Genomic DNA, 21,102 nt, shown 5'->3' with positions numbered 1-21,102 from the left:
CATTCAGCAAACATTCATCGAGTCTGTCTATGATCGGGAGCAGGTGTGGTATCAGGTCGATGGTGAATTGGCCCGAACCATGCATCTATATCTCACAAGGAGTCAATATGAAGCGAATTATGCTATTCCTGGTGACCAACCTGGCCGTCATGCTGGTGCTGGGGGTGGTACTCAATATCCTGTTCTCGGTTCTGGGGATCAACAAGTCCAGCATTTCCGGTCTGTTGGTGTTCTGTGCCGTGTTCGGTTTTGGGGGTTCCTTTATCTCCTTGCTGATGTCCAAGTGGATGGCCAAGCGCAGCTATGGCGTCCAGGTCATCGAGCAACCCCGCAACGAGACAGAGCACTGGCTGGTGAGCACTGTTGCCCGTCAGGCCCGTGAGGCTGGCATCAAGATGCCGGAAGTGGGGATCTACGACTCCCCCGAGATGAACGCCTTCGCCACCGGCGCCCGCCGTGACGACTCCCTCGTCGCCGTGTCGTCCGGCCTGCTCTACAGCATGAGCCGTGACGAGGCGGAAGCCGTGCTGGCCCACGAGGTGAGCCACGTGGCCAACGGCGACATGGTGACCCTGACCCTGATCCAGGGGGTGGTGAACACCTTCGTGATGTTCTTCGCCCGCATAGTGGCTGGCGTCATCAGCAATGTCTTCAGCTCCAACAACGACGAGGAGAGCAGCAGCTCCGGTGGCTTTGCCTACATGATCACCGTCTTCGTGCTGGAGATGATCTTCGGCGTGCTGGCCTCCATGATCGTCATGTGGTTCAGCCGTCAGCGCGAGTTCCGCGCCGACGCCGGTGCCGCCAAGCTGGCCGGTCGCGACAAGATGATAGCCGCGCTGCAGCGTCTCGCCCGCGGTGCCGAGCCGCAGCTGGAAGGCTCCATGATGGCCTTCGGCATCAACGGCAAGCGTTCCATGAGCGAGCTGTTCATGAGCCACCCGCCCATCGAGCAGCGTATCGCCGCCCTGCGTGGCTGATTGCCAGACGCCATAAGAAAGCGGCTGCCTCAGGGCAGCCGTTTTGCTTTTTGGTGGTGATGGCGCCGGCCCGTGGCGGCGCCATCATCCTATTTGATCACCAGATCGGAGAGGGGCACGGCGCAGCAGGTGAGGATCTTGCCCGCGGCCCGCTCGGCGGCTGTGATGGCCGGGGCATCCGGGTGATCCACCTCCCCTTCGAGCAGGGTCTGCTTGCAGCTGCCGCAGATGCCGGCGCGGCAGCTCCAGGGCAGCTCCACTCCCTGCTTGTGGGCCTGATCCAGTATGGTGCCCTGGTTGTTGCCAGCGAAAGTCTGCTCGCCGATGCGCAGCTGCACCGCCTTGTGGGGACGGGCCACCGAGAGGATGGCTCCGCCAAAGCTCTCCTGCCGGATGCGCTCGGCGGCGACTCCCTGCTCCTGCAGCAGCCTGACTGCCTCGCTCATAAAGCCGTGGGGGCCGCACAGGAAGATCTCCCGCGCCAGCAGATCCCTGACCTGCTCTAGGTGCCCCTTGCCAAGGCGACCGCTCATGCCCTGCCAGTGCGCATCGGGCTGGCTCAGGATCAGGGTCAACTGCATGCCGGACTGACTCATGGCGTGCAGCTCGGCGGCGGCCGGAATGTCGGCCTCGCTGCGGCACAGGTGCATAAAGTGCACGTCGCCGAGTTCGTGTCTGAGATGAAGGGTGCGGGCTATCGACAGCATGGGGGTGACGCCTGAGCCCGCCGAGAGCAGCAGCAGCTTGCGCTCGGTGCCGAGGTGAAACTCCCCGGCCGGGACTGCGGCCAGCAGGTGGTCGCCCACCCTCAGCTCATGGTGCAGCCAGGGGGAGATACGGCCGTCGGCCAGCTTCTTGACGCTGATGCTGTAACGCTCGGGCCTCTCCGGGGTGGAGCTCAGGGTGTAGCGGCGTTGTTGCCGTTCCCCCTTGATGTCGAGGCTGATGGGCAGGTGCTGACCCGGCAGGTAGTCGGGCAGGGGCTCGCCGTCGGCGGCTTCGAACCAGAAGGTCTCCAGATCACGGGCCAGGGGCTCACGGGCCACGCAGACCAGCTCCCGCTTCTTCGGCGCCGCATTGGGGTAGACGGGGGAGCGGGCGCTCTCCAGCACCTCTATCTCGCTGCCCGCCTCGATCCAGCCCTCGTTCAGGGCCACCAGGTTCTGGCCGAAATAGACATCCCCATCCTCGCCACGACGATAGCGGGTGAGGGTGGCGAGCGGCTCTTTCAGGGCGTTGAAGCGATCCGTACCCGCCTCAACAGTCGTCATGATGCAGCGGCTGCAGGGCTTGGCCACCCGAAACTCTACCTCGCCGATGCGGATCCGCTTCCAGCCATCCTCCTCGAAGGGGCGGGTGCCGCTCGCCACCAGGTTGGTGCGAAACTGGCTCATCTGGTGCAAGGCATCGGATCTCAGGTTGAGATCCTCCAGGGAGGCCTGGCTTATCAGCAGCAGGGGATAGCCGTCGGCAAAGCTGACCCTGGTGCCTGTCTTTTCCCGAAAGCGGTCAGAGGTTTCGCCGAGCCAGAGCAGGCGAACCGGTTCCCCCGCCACCCGGCTCAGCCACTCATCGGCCTGGGACTGGGTGTGCAGGGCATGGAAGCTGTCGCCCCAGACCCCGGTAGCCTGGGGAGCGCGGCTGAAGTCGGCTTCCTGCAACCTGAGCTGCGCCATTCCCGGGTAACGCAGTTGCAGGCCGCCCTCCACCGGGGTGGCCGTCACCAGTTGCAACTGGGGATGGGTGCGGGCCGTGATGAAGCTGCCATCCGGCTTGACCACCATGTAGCGGCGATCCCCCAGCAGCCCCTCCTCGGTCACCAGGGCACGGGTCAGCGGCATGCCCGCCGTCGATTTGATGGGGTAGAGATGTATGCTGGCGAGGCTGGGCATGTCAGGGTCCTTGTGCTGTGGCGATTCCAGTGAAGAGGGCAAGATAACGATTCCTGCCCCGTGCGGCAATCCTCTCTTGCCCCCCATCATGGGGGGCAAGAGAGGAGGCGCCTGACCGGTGCCTGTCATTGGCGCCATGTGATCGGGGTCGGATCCCGGGGGTAACTCCTCATAAAGTGCAACATTTATTGATCCTGATCCCCCGGTGCGTACAAAAAACGGCTCATCATCCCATCAGCTTCCAGTTTCTGACGCTTTCGCTTCTTCCCCATCCGGCCACCGTCTGCCCAGGCTACACGGTATCAAGTGCATTCGGATGGGGCCTGTCACACAAAAAGAAGAAAGCAATGTATGAGCAAACAACTGGATATGACCCCACAGCCGGATCTCTCCCTGAAAACGGGGACGGGCCCGGTGCGTACCCGACTGCCCGTCTGGCAGCCGGCCCTGCCCCCCTGCCATCACGCCTGTCCGGCCGGCGAGAATATCCAGGCCTGGCTTGCCCTGGCCGAAGCGGGCCGCTTCGAGGCAGCCTGGCAGCGACTCATCGAAGAGAATCCCTTGCCCGCCGTCCATGGCCGGGTCTGCTATCACCCCTGCGAGAGCGCCTGCAACCGCGCCCAGGTAGACGATGCCGTTTCCATCCACGCCATCGAACGTTTCCTCGGCGACGAGGCGCTGGCCCGTGGCTGGCAGCCTGCGTCGCCTGCCCCTGCCAGCGGCAAGAAGGTGCTGGTGATCGGCGCCGGTCCCTCCGGCCTCTCCTGCGCCTGGCACCTCAACCGGCTCGGCCATCAGGTTGAGATCCGAGAGGCGGGGCCACTGGCCGGCGGCATGCTGCGCTTTGGTATTCCCGCTTACCGGCTGCCCCGCGAGGTGCTGGACAGGGAAGTCGCCCGTATCCTGGCCGCTGGTGTGACCCTCACCCTCAACCACAAGGTGGAGGATGTGCTGCGCGAGCGTGACCAGGGTGGCTTTGACGCCGTCTTCATGGCCATCGGCGCCCATCTGGCCAAGCGGGTCGACATTCCGGCCCGGGAAGCGGGCAAGATCCTCGATGCGGTGAGTTTCCTCGAGCAGGCCAGTCTGGCCGAAGAGCAGGGCTTGCCGCCCCCCAGACTGGGACGACGGGTGGCTATCTACGGCGGCGGCAACACCGCCATGGACGCGGCCCGCACCGCCCGTCGCCTCGGGGTGGAGGAGGCGATGATCATCTATCGCCGCGACCGGGATCATATGCCGGCCCACGCCTTCGAGGCCCTTGAGGCCGAGGAGGAGGGGATCAAGATCAACTGGCTGCGCAGCATTCGCCAGCTCGACAGCACCAGCATTGAGGTGGAGGTGATTGCGCTGGATGAGCAGGGCAAGCCGGTGCCCACCGGCCAGTTCGAAATCCTGGAGGCGGACTCCCTCATCCTGGCGCTCGGTCAGGAGGTGGACTTGAGCGTGCTGGAGAGCATTCCCGGCGTGCGGGTCAGCCAGGAGGGGGTGGTGCAGGTGGCGGGCAACCTGATGACGGATGTGCCCGGTCTATTTGCCGGCGGCGACATGGTGCCCTCCGAGCGCACCGTCACCATCGCCACTGGTCACGGCAAGAAGGCGGCGCGCCATATGGATGCCTGGCTGCGCGGTCGCCACTACCACAAACCGCTCTCCTATCCATTGGTGGGGCCTGAGCAGCTGCAACTCTGGTTCCAGACTCACGCCCCTGCCAGCAGCCAGCCGGTCAAACCGGCGTGGGCACGGGACGACTTTGGCGAGATCATAGGTGGCCTTGATGAGACGGCGGCACGCTACGAGGCGGCGCGCTGCTACTCCTGCGGCAACTGCTTCGAGTGCGACGGCTGCTACGGCAGCTGCCCCGAGCAGGCCATCGAGAAGCTGGGGCCGGGCAAGGGCTATCGGGTGGATGCGGCGCGCTGCACCGGCTGCGGAGCCTGTCACGACCAGTGCCCTTGTCACGCCATAGCGCTGCGCCAACCGGAGGAGTCCCAATGAAACACGAACTGATCATGGTCGATGGCAACGAAGCCGCGGCTCGGGTGGCGTACCAGCTGAGCGAAGTGTGCGCCATCTATCCCATCACCCCCTCCTCGACCATGGCCGAACTGGCCGACGCCTGGGCGGCGGAGGGGCAGACCAACCTGTGGGGCAACATCCCCACAGTGGTGGAGATGCAGAGTGAAGGGGGGGCAGCCGGGACTGTGCACGGCGCCCTGCAGGCGGGGGCGCTCGCCACCACCTTCACCGCCAGTCAGGGGCTGATGCTGATGCTGCCCAACATGTACAAGATCGCCGGGGAATTGACCGCTGCCGTGTTCCATGTGGCGGCCCGATCCTTGGCGGCGCAGGGTCTCTCGATTTTTGGCGACCATCAGGACGTGATGGCGGCGCGCAGCACCGGCTTTGCCATGCTCGCCTCCGGCTCTGTGCAGGAGGCGCAGGACTTGGCGCTGGTCGCCCACAGCGTCACCCTGCAGTGCCGGGTGCCCTTCATCCACTTCTTCGACGGCTTTCGCACTTCCCACGAGGTGAACAAGATCACGGCCCTGCATCAGGATGAAATTCGCGCCCTTATCGACAACGACTGGGTGCGGGCCCACAGGGCCCGGGCGCTCAACCCGGATCATCCGGTGATGCGCGGCACGGCCCAGAACCCCGATACCTATTTCCAGTCCCGCGAGAGCGTCAACCCCTTCTACGAGGCGGTGCCGGCGCGGGTGCAGCAGTGTATGGACAAGCTGGGATCCCTCACCGGCCGCCACTACCGGCTGGTGGAGTATCACGGCGCAGCCGATGCCACCGACGTCATAGTGCTGATGGGGTCGGGGGCGGCCACGGCACGCACTACCGTGGATTGGCTCAACCAGCAGGATCGCAAGACAGGGGTCCTGGTGGTGCGCCTCTATCGTCCCTTCCCGGTGCAGGCGCTGCTGGATGCCCTGCCCAGGAGCGTGCGGCGCATGGCGGTGCTGGATCGCACCAAGGAGCCGGGGGCCGGCGGCGAGCCGCTGCTGCTGGATGTGCAGAGCGCGCTGATCGACGGCTTGCAGCGGGGCCTTATCAAGCGCCTGCCCTGGCTCAGTGGCGGTCGCTATGGCCTCTCTTCCAAAGAGTTCACCCCCGCCATGTGCGCCGCCGTGTTCGAGGAGCTGGCATCCGATGCGCCGCGCCCGCGTTTCACCGTGGGGATCGTGGATGATGTGTCTGGCCTCAGTCTGGCCTGGCACCTCATCGGCGATCTGGAGCCTCCTAGCCGGGTGCGGGCTCTGTTCTTCGGCCTGGGTGCCGACGGCACGGTGGGCGCCAACAAGAACAGCATCAAGATCATCGGCGAGCTGGAGGGGTTCCACGCTCAGGGCTACTTCGTCTACGACTCCAAGAAGTCGGGCTCGCGCACCGTCTCCCACCTGCGCTTTGGCCCCGAGCCCATCGATGCTCCCTGGCTTATCGAGCAGGCGAGCTTCATCGGCTGCCACCAGTGGAGCTTCACCGAATCGGTGGACTTGCTGGAACACGCCGCCGAAGGGGCGACCCTGCTGCTCAATGCCCCCTATGAGGCTGACAAGGTGTGGGGCCAGTTGCCCGAGCGGCTGCGCGCCCGTATCCGCGCCCTCAATATTCGGCTCTACTGCATCGACGGCGATCGGGTGGCCGAGCAAAACGGCATGGGCAATCGCATCAACACCATCATGCAGACCTGCTTCTTCGCGCTGGCCGGGGTGCTGCCACGGGACGAGGCCATTGCGCTGATCAAGGAGAGCATCGAGAAGAGCTATGCCCGCAAGGGGCCGGAGGTGGTGGCGCGCAACTTCGCGGCGGTGGACGATACCCTGGCTCACCTCTGCAAGGTGGCGATCCCGGCCGGTGACGAGCAGATCAGCGACTACCCACTGCCACTGGCGCCGGGCGGCAGCGACTTTGTCCAGCGGGTCACTGGCGAGATGCTGGCGGGGCGCGGCGATCTGATCCCCGTCTCCATGTTGCCGGTGGATGGCACTTACCCCACCGCCACCAGTCGCTTCGAGAAGCGCGATATAGCCCGCGAGATCCCGATTTGGCACTCCGATATCTGTATCCAGTGCGGCAACTGCGTCTTTGTTTGCCCCCACGCGGCGCTGCGGGCCAAGTTCTACCATCAGGACTGGTTGGCGACCGCCCCCGAGGCAGCCCAATCGGTACCCGTCACCGCCAAGGGCTTCCCTGACAGCCGCTACACATTGCAGCTCTATCCGGAAGATTGCACCGGCTGCGGTCAGTGTGTGCAGGCCTGTCCGGTGCGGGCTGGGGCGGATGCCCGCCATCAAGGCGAGAACGCAGAAGGAGAAAGCCATGAAGGCGAGCGCGCCATCACCATGATGGACAAGGCGCCACACCTCGCTGGCCAGAAACAGGCACTGCGCTGGTTCGAAAGCCTGCCGTGGCCTGCCCGCGAGCGGGTGGATTTCTCCACGGTGCGCGGTGCCCAGTTCCTCGAACCCCTGTTCGAGTTCTCCGGTGCTTGCGCCGGTTGTGGCGAGACCCCCTATCTCAAGCTGCTGACCCAGCTGTTTGGTGACCGCATGCTGGTGGCCAACGCCACCGGTTGCTCCTCCATCTACGGCGGCAACCTGCCGACTACCCCGTGGGCCAAGAATGGCGAAGGGAAGGGGCCGGCCTGGTCGAACTCCCTGTTCGAGGACAACGCCGAGTTTGGCTTTGGTTTCCGTCTCACCGCCGATCAGCATCACGGTCAGGCGGTGGCAGCCCTCGAAGCGATGAAGGGGGAGCTGGGCGCAGAGCTGGTCGATACCCTGATTAGCGCCCCGCAGCGGCTGGAGTCGGAGATCCGTGCCCAGCGCACCCGGGTGGCGCAAGTGCGGGAGCGGTTGGAGGAGGTAAAATCCGGCAAGGCCCGCGAGCTGCTGTCGCTTATCGATCAACTGGTGCGCCGCTCGGTCTGGATCATCGGCGGCGATGGCTGGGCCTATGACATCGGCTCATCGGGGCTCGATCATGTGCTCGCTTCCGGGCGCGATGTGAACGTGCTGGTGATGGATACCGAGGTCTACTCCAACACCGGCGGTCAGATGTCGAAATCGACCCCGCTCGGTGCCGTCGCCAAGTTCGCGGCGGGGGGCAAGACGCTGGCCAAGAAGGATGTGGCGTTGCAGGCCATCTCTTACGGTAACGTCTATGTTGCCCGCATCGCCTTTGGTGCTAACCCGCAGCAGGCGCTGCAAGCCTTGCGTGAGGCGGAGGCCTATCCGGGCCCGTCGCTTATCATCGCCTACAGCCACTGTATCGCCCACGGCATCGATATGGAGCTGGGCCTGACCCAGCAGAAACGCGCCGTCGCCTCCGGTCACTGGCCGCTGCTGCGCTACAACCCGGTATTGCGCCATGCGGGGCAGAACCCCTTCAGCCTCGACAGCCTGCGCCCTTCGATTCCGCTCGCCGAGTACAGGGCAGAGGAGAACCGCTACCAGGTGCTGGCCCAGAGCCATCCACAGGAAGCTGAACGGCTGATGCAGGTGGCGCAGCAGGTGGTCTGGCAAAGGTGGGCCACCTACGAGGAGATGGCCACCCGCGAAGCCAGCCAGTTCCATCCGCCGGTGTGAGGATGGGATGAGTGAAATATAACCAAGCGGGCCATTGGCCCGCTTCTTTATACCGATGTCAAAGGGGGAGTGGCCCCGCACCGTCGTGAGCGGCCAATAAAAAGCCCGGCTTTAAGCCGGGCTGGGGGATAAGTTGCTTATCCGGGCAATTCGTCGAGGCGTCTAGTGTGGATGTTGTTTGAGGATGTCGTATATCTCCTCTTTCAGTTTAAGTTTCTGTTTTTTCAGATCCTTCACCTCGGAGCTGTAATCGCTGGCGTGATGTTTTTCCAGCTTCCTGATCTCCGCATCCAGGTCGTTGTGCAAGTCAAACTTCTTTTGGAAATGGACATCACTGCTCTTCAGTTTCGAGATGAGATCTCTGTACTCAGGGAACATGTAATGGAGCCTCCTTGGTGTCGTTTGATTGTGCCTTGACCTTCAAACTACCCCTTCCCCCTGGAGATAAATGTGATCCTGATCCAATTTGGGGCAACGGATTTGCTGCATCTGGCGGATGATTTTTAACTGATTGAATCACAAGAAGATAAGTGATTTATGAGGAGGGCAGAGAGGAGGGAACTGGGATCCTGTTCACAGTTGTGACGCTGTGATGACGGCAGGCGGGCAGCAAGAAGGGGCGCCGGGCCCCTTCCTGAAAACCAGTGTCGTCTTTACTCTTTTTTCTTTTTCTTCTCTGGCAGCGCCTTGCCGTCACGTGCGATGACCTTGCCCACCTCGAAGCCTATCTGGGCCGCCAGCTCTTCCAGATCCGGGGCCTTGGCCTCGTTGCCGATGGCGTACTGGTAGTTGGCGATGGTGATCTTCTCGGCCACCGGGGTGCCGGGAACTATGGGCTCACGCCAGCCCTGGCCAACATGGGCCACCAGGGTGCCGTTCATGATGAGCTCGCCGACTATCTCCTGGGTGGGGATGCCCTTGCCGTAGGTGAGGCCCTGGGGGTGTTTCTTGCCGACCAGGGGTTCGGTGCTTGCGGGCATCAGCTTGGTGCGGATCAGCCACTTGGGATCCTTGTGCTTGCCCACCGCCTTGCCGGTCTGGTACTCGTTGATCTTGATGGTCTTGATCATCTGGGCCATGAAGTCCTTGGTCAGGGCCTTCTGCGCCTCGCTGGTCTGGTCGATGACGATGGGGGCCACGTACCAGGTCTGGGGGGCTTGCGCCTTGGGGGCCGCCGGCGCGGTTTGTGCCATGGCGAGCGGGCTGAGCAGGATGGCCGCCAACAAGAGTCCGATTTTCTTCATTGTGATTCCGCTTATGTTTCGACAAGAATTTTGTTTTGCCAGCGACGACTGCGCCAGCGCCAGAACATGGCCAGACCCCGTACCCACTCGTCGCAGGCCAGCGCCAACCAGATGCCTACCAGGCCATAGCCCTGCATGATACCAAGGAAATAGGCGAGGGGAACGGCAATGCCCCACATGGAGACGAGCGCCATGTAGAGCGGGAAACGGGCATCCCCGGTGGCGCGCAGGGCGTTGATCACCACCAGGTTGAAGGTGCGGCCGGGTTCGAGGATGAGGCTGATGAGGAAGAGCTGCGCCACCTGGGTGATGATGTCTGCATCGTCGGTGAACAGGCTGATGATGGCGCGTCCGTTCAGAGCCGCGGCTATGGCAATCAGGCTGGTGACGATGAGGCCGAGCTTGAGGCTCTTGATGAGCTGGCGATAGGCCTGCTCGAAGCGACGGGCCCCCGCCAGGTGGCCGATGATGATCTCGTTGCCAAGGCCGATGGAGAGGCCGAACAGCAGGATGAACAGGCAGATCTGGAAGAAGTAGGACTGGGTCGCCAGTGCCTTGTCGCCGAGCAGGCCGACGAAGGCCGTCACCACCATGAACTGCAGCATCCAGGAGAGGTTCTCCCCCGCCGCCGGCAGGCCGATATGCAGCACCTTGTCCAGCATGACCTTGCTTGGCCGGAGGATCTCCGGCAGCCGCAGCCGGATGCCGGTCTTGCGCGCCACCAGCCACACCAGCAGCACCACGCCGACGATGCGCCCGGCAACAGTGCTGATGGCGACCCCGGCGACCCCGAGCTGAGGCAGGCCGAACCAGCCATAGAGCAGCAGCAGGTTGCCGACGAAGGTGATGAGGTTGACGATCAGGGTCACGTACATGGCCTGACGGGTGTGGCCATGGGCGCGCAGGGTGGCGGCCAGGCAGAGGGCCGCCGCCTCCGGCAGCAGGCAGAGGCCGATGATCTGCAAGTAAAGGGTGGCATCCCCCATCAGGTGGGTGGGCAGGTTCATCAGCGCCAGCATGGTGCCGGCACCGGCCATGACGCCGACCGCGGCCACCAGCCCCACCAGCAGGTTGAAGCCGATGGCGGTGTGGATGACCACGCGCGCCTTCTCCCTATCCCCCGCCCCCAGATACTGGGTGATCACCACGCTGGTGCCTATGCTGACGAAGCTGAACAGGGTGATGGCGAGATCGAACACCTGGTTGCCGACCGCCAGTGCCGCCACCCCCTGATAGGAGACGTGACCCACCATGAAGGTGTTGAGGGCCCCGGTCAGGAAGTGCAGGGCGAGATCGATGAACAGTGGCCAGGTCAGGGCGAAGAGGGTGCCCGGGCCCGCGTGGGATTGAGTCTGCATGGGATGTCCAAATACTGGGGATGGCGCTCGTCAGCGCCATCTGGACGGGCATTTAACACCAAGCGGGTGCGGGGTGCAATCCTGCCCTGAGCAAAGAGGGGCCGGGTTGGCCCGGCACCCTCTCGCCTGGGGACGCTGTCAGACCGGGGTTGCGCCCGCTTCCTGCTCGCAGGGACGGGTGAGGCGCGCCGAGTCGGGCAGCTCGTCGTCCTGAGGCCAGCGGGAGAGCAGGGTATCAGTGGTGCTCTCCACCACCTCGTCATCCTTGAACACCGGCTCCCGGTAGCAGCGGGTCATGCGCAGGGCCTGATACATGTCGGGACTGAGGATGACCCCCTCGTCTCCGATCCGGATCCCCGCCTGCTTGAGCCACTGGGTCATCTGACCGTGACGGCCGGCCATCACCATGTGGATGCCACGGCGCCTGAGCTCCTTGTGCAGCTCCCCCACCATGCTCATCACGCTGATGTCCTGATGGGTGAAGCAGGCCACCGCGTCCACCACCAGGCACTTGGGATTGTAGGGATCCTGCACCAGCAGCGCCAGCACCCGCCGCTTGAAGTAGGGGGCGTTGAAGTAGGTGAGCGGCGAGTTGAAGCGATAGACCAGGATGCCGGGGATGGCCTTGGCCTGCTCGTTGTCCCCCAGGGTACGCACCAACCCCTCGTCATCCATGCCGAGCAGCTGATCGGTGGGGCGCATCACGTTGCGCAGGAACTGGAACAGGCCCAGCAGGACGGCGAGGGTGATCCCCGGGATCACCCCCATGGCCAGCACGCTGACGAAGGTGATGAGCGCCAGCCAGAAGGCGGCGCGGTCCGAGTCGCGCAGGGCCCAGAGGCCGCGAAAATCGGTGAGCGACAGGGAGGCCATCACCAGCACCACCCCGAGGGCGGCGGTGGGGATGTATTGCAGCGGCGCCGTCAGGTAGAAGGTGATGAGGGCGATCACCGCCGCGGCTATGATGGAGACCAGCTGGCTCTTGCCGCCGTTGGCGTCGTTGACCGCGGTGCGTGAATCCGCGCCGCTGATGGCAAAGCCCTGAGAGACCGCAGAGGCCAGGTTCGCCATGCCAAGGGCCCGAAACTCCTTGTCCGCATCGATTTCGTAGCCGTTCTTGGCGGCGAAGCTGCGGGCGGTGAGCATCATGGAGACGAAGCTCACCATGGCGAGGTTGAGCGCCGGCAGTACCAGTTCGCGCATCAGGCCGGGGGGGAACTCCGGCATCTGGAAGGCGGGCAGGCCCGAGCCCACGGCCCCCAGGGTGGCGATATCGAACTGGCCGAGATTGAGGGCCCACACCAGGGCCGCCGTCACCACCATGGCCACCATGGAGGAGGGCCAGGATGGCCTGTAGCGCTTGGCCAGCAACAGGGTGAGCAGGGCGGTCAGACTCATGGCCAGGGTCGGCAGATGGGTCTGGGTAAGGTAGTCGGTGCCGTTCAAGATCCGCTCGATGAGATAGCGCTCGCTGAAGGTGAAGCCGAAGATCTTGGAGAGCTGACCCACCATGATGGTGATGGCCACCCCATTGAGCAGGCCCATCAGTATCGGGCGGGAGAGAAAGTCCGCCAGCACTCCCAGCTTGAAGCGGCTGGCGATGAGGCACCAGAAGCCGGTCATGGCGGTCATGGTCATCACCAGTTGCCACTGACGGGTGGGATCACCGGCGGCGAGCGGCGTCACCACGGCGGCAATGACGGCGCAGGTGGCGGCGTCCGGGCCGACGATGAGCTGGCGGGAGGTGCCAAAGAGGGCGTAGACCACCATGGGCAGTATGCAGGAGTAGAGGCCGACGATGGCGCCCACTCCGGCGAGCTCCGCATAGGCGATGGCAACGGGCAAGGCCACGGCTGCCACCGAGAGGCCAGCGCGAAGATCCGGCATCAGCCAGGCCCGCTGATATTGCAGCAGGGCGGCGAGGCCCGGCAGCCAGCGTTCGAGAGAGAAGAAGTCGCGCATTATTTAACCCATTGAGTTATAAACAGCTTTTCCTTAGTGTGCCCAAGGTTATCGAAACATTGCAATCGGGTTATGGCCAGTTCACCACCAGATCAGGCCAGATGATCTGCCACCGCTTGTCCCTGATCCTGTCGATGAAGATCCGGCTCTCCTGCCGGCAGCGCGGATTGGCACTCACCTGCAGGGACCAGTTGTGGCCAAGGCCGTAGGGGGCCAGCCATTCGAACTCGTCGTCCGCCCCCAGACGCACCCCTATGCAGGTGGGCACTTCCACCCAATGGCTCAATGCCGCCAGAGAGCTGGTAAAGGGCGCCACTCGCTGGCGCATATGCATACGCGCCTGGTTGCGCACCTCCCAATGCTGGCCCGGCACCCTGACGGCGAGCCAGGCTTCGTGCTCCCGTTCGCCCGCACCTTCCGGGTCGCATGGATCCAGATAGATAAGATCTATGTCGTTGAGGGGAGTGGGCTCGGTCTTGTGGTGCAGGTGATCCCAGATGAGGTTGCGCACAAAGCCGGCCCCCAGCGCCCAGTCCGGCAAGGCCAGCTCCCGCGCCGCCCAGAGGCAGGCCATGCGCAGGGGATCGGCCCGCAGCAGGGCCTCTGTGCGGGCCTGCAACCGGCGCTCGTCGGCCAGGCTGGCGCACTCGGGGAGCGTCTCAGCCCCCATGACGGCGCAGCCAGACGTCTATGTAGCTGCAGCTCGGCACTATGGTGAGCCCCTCTGTCTGGCACCAGTCGTAGAAGCTGCGCGCCAGTTTGTCGGCAATGCCCTGTCCCCTCAGCTCTGACGGCACCTGGGTGCTGAAGGCATCGACAGTGCCCGCATCCAGCCAGCGATAGCTGAGGCGAGAGGTCTTGCCGTCCACCACGCAGATGAACTGCTGCTGGTCGGCCTGATGAAGAATGTCGCTCATGGAGGCTCCTCAAAGGGTGGGGAAGGGGTATCAGAGCATGCTGGCCGGACTTTGCCAACAGTGCTCTTTGCGGGCCGCGGATGCTCGCTTACACTGACCGGCCTGCGAGCGGCTCGTCAGGCAAGGTATAGAACAGTTAGCAGAGGATGGATCCCGTTATGGCCTTCGCCACCCTGGAAGATCTCATTGGCAATACCCCGTTGCTGCGCCTGCACCGCATCAACCCCTATCCCGAGGTGACCCTGCTGGTGAAGCTGGAGGGCAACAACCCCGGCGGCTCGGTCAAGGACAGGCCGGCCCTGAACCTCATCCGGGCGGCGGAGGCGAGTGGTCACTTAGGGCCAGGAGCGCGGCTTATCGAGGCCACCTCGGGCAATACCGGCATAGCGCTGGCCATGGTGGCGGCGGCCCGGGGGTACAGGATGCGCCTCGTCATGCCCAGCAACATGAGCCAGGAGCGGCGCGACGCCATGCAGGCCTACGGCGCCGAGCTGGTGCTGGTGGAAGAGGGCATGGAAGCCGCGCGGGACCTGGCGCTCGCCATGCAGGCTCGCGGCGAGGGGCTGGTGCTCGATCAGTTCAACAATCCGGCCAACCCGGATGCCCACTACCTCTCCACCGGCCCGGAGATCTGGTGCCAGAGCGAGGGGGCAATCACTCACTTCGTCTCGGCCATGGGCACCACGGGCACCATCATGGGGGTCTCCCGCTACCTCAAGGAGCAGAATCCGGCGGTAGAGGTGATTGGCCTGCAACCGGCAGAGGGGAGCCAGATCCCGGGCATTCGCCGCTGGCCCGCCGCCTATATGCCCGCCATCTTCGAGCCACAAAGGGTCGATCGGGTGCTGGATGTGACCCAGGAAGAGGCGCTCACCACCATGCGCCGGCTGGCGCGGGAAGAGGGGATCTGCTGCGGGGTCAGCTCGGGGGGCGCCGTGGCCGGTGCCCTGCGGGTAGCGGCCGAGCTGAGCCAAGGGGTGGTGGTGGCCATCATCTGCGATCGGGGGGATCGCTATCTCTCCACCGGGGTCTTCACTCCGCCCATCTGATCCTGCGACCCCCGGCCCCTTGCGGGCCTTCTCCTGGGGTCATTCCCATACCTGCTCCAGCAGCGCCAGCAGCTGTTCCCTGTCCGCATCCTTGCGGTTGTAGAGCAGGGCACCGTCGTTGATGGCGAGATCCCGGATATCCTTGAGCACGGCTCTGTCCGTCACTCCGGCTTCCGCCAGGGTGCGCGGCAGCCCCACCGCCTGCCAGAGACTGTCCCGCAGGGCGCAGAGTGTATCCAGGGCCGCCTGGGGGCGCAGGGCCTGTGGGGTGGCCGCGAAGCGCTCCGGCCCTGCCAGGGGCAGCAGCAGGCGGGCCAGCTCAGGGTCTATCTGGGGCCTGTTGTAGTCGAGCACCGTGGGCAGAAAGAGGTTCATGCACAGGCCGTGGGGCAGGTGGCAGCGGGCCCCCAGGCTGTGGCCGAGGGCGTGCACCAGCCCCACCATGGAGTTGGAAAAGGCCATGCCCGCCAGGGTGGAGCCCTCCGCCAGTTGCAGCCGCAGGGCCTTGTCCTCGGGGGCCAGCAGCACCCTGGGCAGAGCATCGGCTATCTTCTCCACCGCCATCAGGGCCAGGGCGTCGCTGACCGGGTTCTTGCCGTTGCCGATGAAGGCCTCGATGGCGTGGGTCATGGCGTCCATGGCGGTGGCGGCCGTGATGGGCAGCGGCAGCCCCTGGGTGAGGCGCGGGTCCAGCACCGCCAGCTGGGGCAGCAGGAAGGGGGAGGTGAAGGGCACCTTGCGCCCGCTCCCCTCGTCCCGGATCACCGCCACCAGGGTCACCTCCGATCCGGTACCCGCCGTGGTGGGCACCACCGCCAGCGGCTTGAGGGGCCGGGTCAGGCAGCCGGCCCCCGCGTGATCCAGCAGCCGCTCCCCGCCCAGGGTGACCAGGATGTTGACCGCCTTGGCGGTGTCGATGACGGAGCCGCCCCCCAGTGCCACCAGGCTGTCACAGCCCAATTCCCGCCAGCGGGCGGCGATGCGCTCCACCACGGCGGTGGAGGAGTCGGCGGGGATCTGGTCCCAGATGGCGGCCACCGGCAGGCCCCCCTCCGCCAGCACATTGGCCAGCAGGGTGGCGAGCCCGCTGCCGCCGACTCCCTTGTCGGTGAGCAGCAGCGGACGGCGCGCCCCCAGTGCCATCAGCTCGTCCGGAAGTTGCTCCAGCGCCTGCTCCCCCGCCATCAACCTGACCGGACAGAAGAAATCGTAATAACGGCTCATGGTGTTCATCCTTCTCTTCAACCGGTCAGCAGACCCAGGTAGATGTGGCAGGCTCGCGCCAGCTTGTGGCGCGGGCTCGGGTAGTGGCGCAGCAGGGGCCGTGCGATGAAGGCGGGCAGGATCAGGGCTTGCAGCTGCTCCAGCGCCCGCACCAGGTGCATGGCCGCACTGAGATCCCCCTCCACCAGCAGCCGGTTCTTGCAGAAGGCCTGATTGATGCCGAGGCGAAAGCTGAGGGCGCGAAAGGCGATGGCGGGGTGCTTGAAGCAGACGCGCAGCAGATGAGGGCTTGTTGCCCCTCGTGGTGCGGGGCCGCAGCGCCAGCGCCCGGCCCTCTTGTGCAGGCTCAGCCCATGAGGCAGCCCATGCACCTCCAGCCGGATACAGAGCCCCTCCGGCAGGGGGGCCAGCTCCCGGCGCACCGCCTCATCGACCCGGGCGGCGCGGCACAGGGTGCGGCCGATGATCCAGAGCAGGCTCCCTATCCAGAGGCGCCTGCCGGTGGCGAGCAGGGGATCAAGCGTCATGAGGGCCTCCTGCGATGGCGGACCAGAAGAGGGCGAAGGCGCTGGCCTGCCAGTGGGGATCCTCCCCGAGCTCGGGTTGGTCGACAAAGAGCGAGGCGCAGGCCAGAAACTGGCTCTGGCACACCTCCAGCATCAGGACGGGAGGCGCCTGCATCAGCTCGCCGCTGGCCTGACCCTGGCTCAGCAGGCGCGGCAGGAAGCGCAGTGTCTCCCCCAGGATCTGGCTGCGCAGGGATCTGGCCAGCAAGGGGGAGTGGAAGAAGCCCAGCACGAACTTGAGTTCGTGGGGATGGGCCTGCATCCAGCTCATCGCCTGACGCCAGTAGTGGCGCGCCTGCTCCCTGAGGGGCAGGGCCGGATCCGCCTCGCTGATGGCGGCGCCAAGGCGCAGCTTGACGTCCTGGTAGAGGCATTGGATCAGCAGCTCCTTGCTGGGAAAGTGGTGAAACAGGGTGCCGTTGGCCACCCCGGCCGCCCGGGCGATGCGGGCGGTGGCGGCCCCCTGCAGGCCATCCTCGGCGCACAGGGCGAGGGCGGCATCCAGGATCTGGCGGCGTTTGTCTGTCATGGGTTCGCTCATGCTGCCTCCTAGCGCAGGAACAGGGCCATCATCAGCCGCTGGTACCAGCGCCGATAAGGGGGGTGGATCAGGGTTCCGGCGCTGAAACGGCCGCGGCGCAGCACGGTTTTCGCCTTGGAGAAGGTGAGAAAGCCCTCGTGGCCGTGGTAGTGACCCATGCCGGAGGGGCCTATGCCGCCGAAGGGGGCGTCGTCCGCCGCCACCTGGAACAGGCACTCGTTGATGGCCATGCCACCGGCGTGGGTCTCCCGGATGAGGCGGCTCTGCAGCGCCGGATCCAGGCTCATCAGATAGAACGCCAGCGGGCGTGGCCGGGCCGCCACATAGGCAATGGCCTCCTCGATGCTGTCATAGGGCACCAGGGGGAGCAGGGGGCCGAAGATCTCCTGCTGCATCAGCTGGCAGTGGCCGGGCACCTCGGTCAGCAGGTGGGGCACCAGGCGGTGGGCACCGTCATCCCGGGCCGGCGAGGCGCAAGGGTGCACCTGGGCGCCCGCCTGCTTCGCCTCCGCCAGCCAGGCGGTGAGTCGCTCGTACTGGGCCCCGTTGATGATGGAGCCGTAATCCGGGCTTTCCAGCCCCTTGGGATAGAGGCGGTGAAAGTGCGCCTGGTAGGCCTCGATAAAGGACTGCTCCTGCCCCCGTGGCAGCAGCACATAGTCCGGGGCCACGCAGATCTGGCCGGCGTTGAGGCTCTTGCCGAAGATCATCCGCTCCACCGCCAGGGGCAGCGGCATGTCGGGGGCGATGAGGCAGGGGCTCTTGCCACCGAGCTCCAGGGTGAGGGGGGTGAGCTGGGGGGCGGCGGCGGCCATCACCAGCCTGCCCACCGCAGTGGAGCCGGTGAACAGCAGATGATCGAAGGGGAGGGTGCTGAAGGCGGCCGCGAGTCCCGCGTCCCCCTCGATGACCACCACCTCGTCATCCCCAAACACCTGGGCCAGCAGGGTGCGCAACAGGGCATTGGTATGGGGGGTGAACTCCGAGAGCTTGATCATGGCTCTGTTGCCGGCGGCGATGGCGCCGATGAGGGGCCCCAGACTCAGCATCACCGGGAAGTTCCAGGGCACCATGATGCCGATGACGCCCAGAGGCTGATAGTGCACCTCGACCCTGGCGGGGGCCAGCAGCAGGCCGGGGTGGCGCCGTGCTGGCCTCATCCAGCCCTTGAGCCGTTTCAGGCTGTAGTTGATCTGCATGACGCAGGGCAGTATGTCGGCGACCAGGCTGTCGTAGTCGCTGCGCTGGCCATAGTCCAGGGCCAGGGCGTCGCAGAGCGCCTGCTTGTGGGCGAGCAGAGCCCCCTTGAGTGCGCTCAGCCGGTTGCGACGCTGCTCCAGGCTCGGCATGGGATGGGCCTGACAGGCCTGCTTGAGGCGGTTCACCTGCTCGGGCAGGGAGAACTTGTCTGGGGACTCTGTTCGTATGGCTTCCATGGCATGCTCCGCACAAAAACTGACCGACTGATTAGTCGGTCTAAGCCTACCGGCTTGTTGCCAGCTTGTAAACAAGGGCGTGCCAGAGCAAGGGCGGATGAGTGGGTTCTCCGATGGAACTGTGCTCGGCCACACAGTTTGGGGGTATCTCGATTGGTGAATTATCCAATAAGGGGTAGTTTTCAATCATCAACTCAAATGGAGAGCAGCACATGACCAGGGAATTGCACAGCCTGCTGGCCCGGCTGGACGATGTGATCGAGCGCATGCCGGACAGTTTCAACACCTATGAATTTGCCCAGAAGCTGGCGCTGCAACATCAGCGCGAGTATTTCGCTGCGGGTCACTCCCTGGCGGAGCAGGACAAAAACCTGCTGAGGCTGCTCCACGAGAAGATTGCCGAGGCGCTGGCAGAAAGCGAACGGCTGATCGAAGGGGCCCTGCTGCCCTGCGTGACCCCCTGGGGCGAGCGGGCCACCTCGCCCCGCTGGCACCGCAAGCACTGAGCCTCTGCGCGGCACATAAAGAAGAAGGCCCCTCGGGGCCTTCTTCGTTGGTGGCGGCTACTGGGTCAGGCGACGGGCCTGCCAGTAGCGGCTGTTCCAGTAGACGTTGTCGAGGCGCGAGCGGATCACCCCCTTGCTGGTGGAGGCATGAATGAACTCACCGGCACCGGTATAGACGCCGACGTGGTACTGCTGCCAGCCGGTCTTGAAGAACACCAGATCCCCGTGCTGCAACCGGTATCTGTCCACCGGCCTGCCGAGACTGGCCTGGGACTCGGTAGTGCGGGGCAGGGTGAAGCCCAGCACCTGCTGGTAGGCAAGCTGGGTGAAGGCGGAGCAGTCGAGGCCGGCGCGATTGGTGCCGCCCATGCGATAGGGGACGCCGCGCCACTGCTGATAGAAGCCGTCGAAGGCACTGGCCTGGCGGGCAGGAGGGGGCGGCTCCGGGGTACTGGAGCAGGCGACGACAAGCAGGGCCAGCAGGGGCGGAAGCAAGGTGCGAAACATCTCAACTCCTTGATAGGGCACGGGATTCATCATAGACGATGTTCCTGCCTGGAACCTGAACAGCGATAGCATAAAAACTTGCAGAGGGCAGAGATAGGGCCCCCTGCAAGCCAGTCGTCAGTCCGCTGCCTTGGGGCTTATCAGCGGCGTGAGCAGCTCGGCAATCTTGTAGAAGGTCTGCACCCGGGTGGTGCTGGGGCGCCATACCAGGCCAATCTCCCGATAGGGCTTCTCCCCGGGCAGGGGGATGGCCACCAGATCCGAGTTGTCGAGGATGCCCGCATCTATGGCCATCTGGGGCAGGAAGGTGGTGCCAAGGCCAGCGCCCACCATCTGCACCAGGGTGTGCAGACTGGTGGCGGCGAAGGGGTTGATCTTGCTCTTGTCCCGCAGCCGGCAGGCGCTCACCGCGTGCTCGGTCAGGCAGTGTTCCCGCTCCAGCAGGAAGATGCTCTGATTGGGCAGCTCCTTGTAGTCGAACGGCATGTGCAGAGTGGCAGCCATATTTGACGGCATCACCATGTGGAAGGGATCTTGCCCCACCGTCTTGCTGTGAAAGCCGCCTATCTCCACCGGCAGGGCCAGGATCAGCAAGTCGAGCTGCCCCTGCTCCAGCTGCTTGAGCAGGTTGGTGGTGGTGTCTTCCCGCAGCAGCAGCTCCAGCTCCGGATAGGCCTTGCCGCACACCTGCAGCAGCTTGCTGAGCAGGAAGGGGGCTATGGTGGGGATGCAACCCAGGCGGACGGTGCCGTGCATGACGCCTCCCTGCTGCTGGCCGAGCTCCATCAGATCCCGGGCGTCGGAGAGCAGGTTGCGCGCCCGCGCCACTATCTCCATGCCGACCGGCGTCATGATGAAGCTCTTGTGGTCACGCTCCACCAGTTGCAGGTTCATCATGTCCTCCAGGGTCTGGATCCCGGTACTCAGGGTGGACTGGCTGACATGACAGGCCTTGGCGGCGCGATTGAAATTCTTGTGCTCGTCCAGAGCGACCAGATACTGCAGCTGTTTCAGGCTGGGCCAACGTTGCATAGGGGAAACCCGATCGATGCTATCTATTTGATTTGATTAATCTACCATCGAGAGACTGCTTTGTCGCCGAGATTAGGCGCCCTCCTGGCAGGGTCTGTGCATTGCGGGGCAGGAGAGGGGGGGATAGGCCCGCCATCCACCTGCCTGTCGCTACAACAACTGCCATGGGAGCTTATCCCCTTGTGCCAGCCCGTTGAAGGGGGGTTGCCATGGGATGTGACGGGGATCGGCCTTCCCCGGCGTCTTCCGGGGCCGCCCATGGCCGGCCATAAAAAAACGCGCCTGTTG

Annotated in this window: 18 protein-coding genes; 5 read left to right on the top strand and 13 right to left on the bottom strand. The window is 64.7% G+C overall.

The genetic code is table 11. The annotated features are described in order from the left end of the window. Positions 1-107 precede the first annotated feature (107 nt). Positions 108-980 carry a protease HtpX gene (htpX, locus tag WIR04_RS14060; RefSeq protein WP_025326323.1) on the top strand — a complete coding sequence of 291 codons (873 nt, stop codon included), beginning with the start codon at positions 108-110 and terminating at the stop codon, positions 978-980. 89 nt (positions 981-1,069) lie between these two features. Here htpX and WIR04_RS14055 read toward each other — a convergent pair whose 3' ends face one another. Further along, on the bottom strand, positions 1,070-2,872 hold the full coding sequence (locus WIR04_RS14055) for a hybrid-cluster NAD(P)-dependent oxidoreductase (RefSeq protein ID WP_338887738.1): 1,803 nt from the start codon (positions 2,870-2,872) through the stop codon (positions 1,070-1,072). 351 nt (positions 2,873-3,223) lie between these two features. Between WIR04_RS14055 and WIR04_RS14050 the strand changes: the two genes are divergently transcribed. Both WIR04_RS14050 and nifJ read left to right on the top strand, forming a co-directional pair. After that, positions 3,224-4,870 carry an NAD(P)-binding protein gene (locus tag WIR04_RS14050; RefSeq protein ID WP_338887736.1) on the top strand — a complete coding sequence of 549 codons (1,647 nt, stop codon included), beginning with the start codon at positions 3,224-3,226 and terminating at the stop codon, positions 4,868-4,870. Continuing rightward, positions 4,867-8,472 (top strand): pyruvate:ferredoxin (flavodoxin) oxidoreductase, encoded by a 3,606-nt coding sequence (gene nifJ / locus WIR04_RS14045; RefSeq protein WP_338887734.1) that lies wholly within the window; start codon positions 4,867-4,869, stop codon positions 8,470-8,472. The genes WIR04_RS14050 and nifJ overlap by 4 nt, the downstream gene beginning before the upstream one ends. Positions 8,473-8,634: 162 nt before the next feature. On the opposite strand, the gene WIR04_RS14040 is transcribed toward nifJ, so the two are convergent. The 6 genes from WIR04_RS14040 to WIR04_RS14015 form a co-directional block, all read right to left on the bottom strand. Further along, a complete protein-coding gene (locus WIR04_RS14040) occupies positions 8,635-8,850 on the bottom strand; it encodes a YdcH family protein (RefSeq protein ID WP_005313020.1) in 216 nt (71 codons plus the stop codon). 275 nt (positions 8,851-9,125) lie between these two features. Further along, positions 9,126-9,716: a hypothetical protein gene (locus WIR04_RS14035; RefSeq protein WP_338887732.1), complete on the bottom strand. Its 591-nt coding sequence runs from the start codon at positions 9,714-9,716 to the stop codon at positions 9,126-9,128. A gap of 11 nt (positions 9,717-9,727) precedes the next feature. Further along, positions 9,728-11,074, bottom strand: a complete 1,347-nt coding sequence (locus WIR04_RS14030) for an MATE family efflux transporter (protein ID WP_338887730.1) — start codon at positions 11,072-11,074, stop codon at positions 9,728-9,730. Positions 11,075-11,212: 138 nt separating this feature from the next. Then, complete coding sequence (locus WIR04_RS14025; RefSeq protein WP_338887728.1) at positions 11,213-13,036, bottom strand: SulP family inorganic anion transporter; 1,824 nt, start codon at positions 13,034-13,036, stop codon at positions 11,213-11,215. A 70-nt stretch (positions 13,037-13,106) separates the two neighbouring features. Next, entirely contained in the window at positions 13,107-13,706 is a 600-nt protein-coding gene (locus WIR04_RS14020) for a nucleotidyltransferase family protein (protein WP_338887726.1), read from the bottom strand. Next, complete coding sequence (locus WIR04_RS14015) at positions 13,696-13,953, bottom strand: GNAT family N-acetyltransferase (RefSeq protein WP_338887724.1); 258 nt, start codon at positions 13,951-13,953, stop codon at positions 13,696-13,698. The genes WIR04_RS14020 and WIR04_RS14015 overlap by 11 nt, the downstream gene beginning before the upstream one ends. Before the next feature lie 146 nt (positions 13,954-14,099). Between WIR04_RS14015 and cysM the strand changes: the two genes are divergently transcribed. Further along, positions 14,100-15,002 (top strand): cysteine synthase CysM, encoded by a 903-nt coding sequence (gene cysM, locus WIR04_RS14010; protein ID WP_338887721.1) that lies wholly within the window; start codon positions 14,100-14,102, stop codon positions 15,000-15,002. A gap of 39 nt (positions 15,003-15,041) precedes the next feature. Here the strand turns inward: cysM and WIR04_RS14005 are convergent, their stop codons facing one another. From WIR04_RS14005 to WIR04_RS13990, 4 genes are read right to left on the bottom strand one after another with little or no spacing between them, the layout of a single operon-like run. After that, a complete protein-coding gene (locus tag WIR04_RS14005; RefSeq protein ID WP_338887719.1) occupies positions 15,042-16,226 on the bottom strand; it encodes an iron-containing alcohol dehydrogenase in 1,185 nt (394 codons plus the stop codon). Between the two features lie 17 nt (positions 16,227-16,243). Then, positions 16,244-16,753 (bottom strand): hypothetical protein, encoded by a 510-nt coding sequence (locus WIR04_RS14000; RefSeq protein ID WP_338887717.1) that lies wholly within the window; start codon positions 16,751-16,753, stop codon positions 16,244-16,246. Further along, a complete protein-coding gene (locus tag WIR04_RS13995; protein WP_262109144.1) occupies positions 16,743-17,333 on the bottom strand; it encodes a TetR/AcrR family transcriptional regulator in 591 nt (196 codons plus the stop codon). Before WIR04_RS13995 ends, WIR04_RS14000 begins: the two co-directional genes overlap by 11 nt. Positions 17,334-17,341: 8 nt before the next feature. Next, positions 17,342-18,769 (bottom strand): coniferyl aldehyde dehydrogenase, encoded by a 1,428-nt coding sequence (locus tag WIR04_RS13990; RefSeq protein WP_338887714.1) that lies wholly within the window; start codon positions 18,767-18,769, stop codon positions 17,342-17,344. A gap of 212 nt (positions 18,770-18,981) precedes the next feature. Here WIR04_RS13990 and WIR04_RS13985 point away from each other — a divergent pair, with 212 nt between their 5' ends. After that, positions 18,982-19,275: a hypothetical protein gene (locus WIR04_RS13985; protein WP_338887712.1), complete on the top strand. Its 294-nt coding sequence runs from the start codon at positions 18,982-18,984 to the stop codon at positions 19,273-19,275. 57 nt (positions 19,276-19,332) lie between these two features. On the opposite strand, the gene WIR04_RS13980 is transcribed toward WIR04_RS13985, so the two are convergent. Both WIR04_RS13980 and WIR04_RS13975 read right to left on the bottom strand, forming a co-directional pair. Beyond that, complete coding sequence (locus WIR04_RS13980) at positions 19,333-19,782, bottom strand: C40 family peptidase (RefSeq protein WP_025326338.1); 450 nt, start codon at positions 19,780-19,782, stop codon at positions 19,333-19,335. A 117-nt stretch (positions 19,783-19,899) separates the two neighbouring features. Beyond that, entirely contained in the window at positions 19,900-20,814 is a 915-nt protein-coding gene (locus WIR04_RS13975) for a hydrogen peroxide-inducible genes activator (RefSeq protein WP_338887709.1), read from the bottom strand. Positions 20,815-21,102: the final 288 nt, after the last annotated feature.

It is taken from the genome of Aeromonas rivipollensis (assembly GCF_037811135.1).
GTDB classification, from domain to species: Bacteria; Pseudomonadota; Gammaproteobacteria; order Enterobacterales; family Aeromonadaceae; genus Aeromonas; species Aeromonas rivipollensis.
The sequence above is the reverse complement of the archived record's forward strand: the minus strand, read 5'-3'. Positions and strand labels throughout refer to the sequence as shown.

Excerpts from the sequence above, each read along its gene's own strand:
- WIR04_RS13985 (WP_338887712.1), top strand. The coding sequence starts at position 18,982 with ATGACCAGGGAATTGCACAGCCTGCTGGCCCGGCTGGACGATGTGATC.
- WIR04_RS14015 (WP_338887724.1), bottom strand. The coding sequence starts at position 13,953 with ATGAGCGACATTCTTCATCAGGCCGACCAGCAGCAGTTCATCTGCGTG.
- WIR04_RS14040 (WP_005313020.1), bottom strand. The coding sequence starts at position 8,850 with ATGTTCCCTGAGTACAGAGATCTCATCTCGAAACTGAAGAGCAGTGAT.
- WIR04_RS14030 (WP_338887730.1), bottom strand. The coding sequence starts at position 11,074 with ATGCAGACTCAATCCCACGCGGGCCCGGGCACCCTCTTCGCCCTGACC.
- cysM (WP_338887721.1), top strand. The coding sequence starts at position 14,100 with ATGGATCCCGTTATGGCCTTCGCCACCCTGGAAGATCTCATTGGCAAT.
- WIR04_RS13975 (WP_338887709.1), bottom strand. The coding sequence starts at position 20,814 with ATGCAACGTTGGCCCAGCCTGAAACAGCTGCAGTATCTGGTCGCTCTG.
- nifJ (WP_338887734.1), top strand. The coding sequence starts at position 4,867 with ATGAAACACGAACTGATCATGGTCGATGGCAACGAAGCCGCGGCTCGG.
- WIR04_RS13995 (WP_262109144.1), bottom strand. The coding sequence starts at position 17,333 with ATGAGCGAACCCATGACAGACAAACGCCGCCAGATCCTGGATGCCGCC.
- WIR04_RS14025 (WP_338887728.1), bottom strand. The coding sequence starts at position 13,036 with ATGCGCGACTTCTTCTCTCTCGAACGCTGGCTGCCGGGCCTCGCCGCC.
- WIR04_RS14020 (WP_338887726.1), bottom strand. The coding sequence starts at position 13,706 with ATGGGGGCTGAGACGCTCCCCGAGTGCGCCAGCCTGGCCGACGAGCGC.
- htpX (WP_025326323.1), top strand. The coding sequence starts at position 108 with ATGAAGCGAATTATGCTATTCCTGGTGACCAACCTGGCCGTCATGCTG.
- WIR04_RS14035 (WP_338887732.1), bottom strand. The coding sequence starts at position 9,716 with ATGAAGAAAATCGGACTCTTGTTGGCGGCCATCCTGCTCAGCCCGCTC.
- WIR04_RS13980 (WP_025326338.1), bottom strand. The coding sequence starts at position 19,782 with ATGTTTCGCACCTTGCTTCCGCCCCTGCTGGCCCTGCTTGTCGTCGCC.
- WIR04_RS14000 (WP_338887717.1), bottom strand. The coding sequence starts at position 16,753 with ATGACGCTTGATCCCCTGCTCGCCACCGGCAGGCGCCTCTGGATAGGG.
- WIR04_RS14050 (WP_338887736.1), top strand. The coding sequence starts at position 3,224 with ATGAGCAAACAACTGGATATGACCCCACAGCCGGATCTCTCCCTGAAA.
- WIR04_RS14055 (WP_338887738.1), bottom strand. The coding sequence starts at position 2,872 with ATGCCCAGCCTCGCCAGCATACATCTCTACCCCATCAAATCGACGGCG.
- WIR04_RS14005 (WP_338887719.1), bottom strand. The coding sequence starts at position 16,226 with ATGAGCCGTTATTACGATTTCTTCTGTCCGGTCAGGTTGATGGCGGGG.
- WIR04_RS13990 (WP_338887714.1), bottom strand. The coding sequence starts at position 18,769 with ATGGAAGCCATACGAACAGAGTCCCCAGACAAGTTCTCCCTGCCCGAG.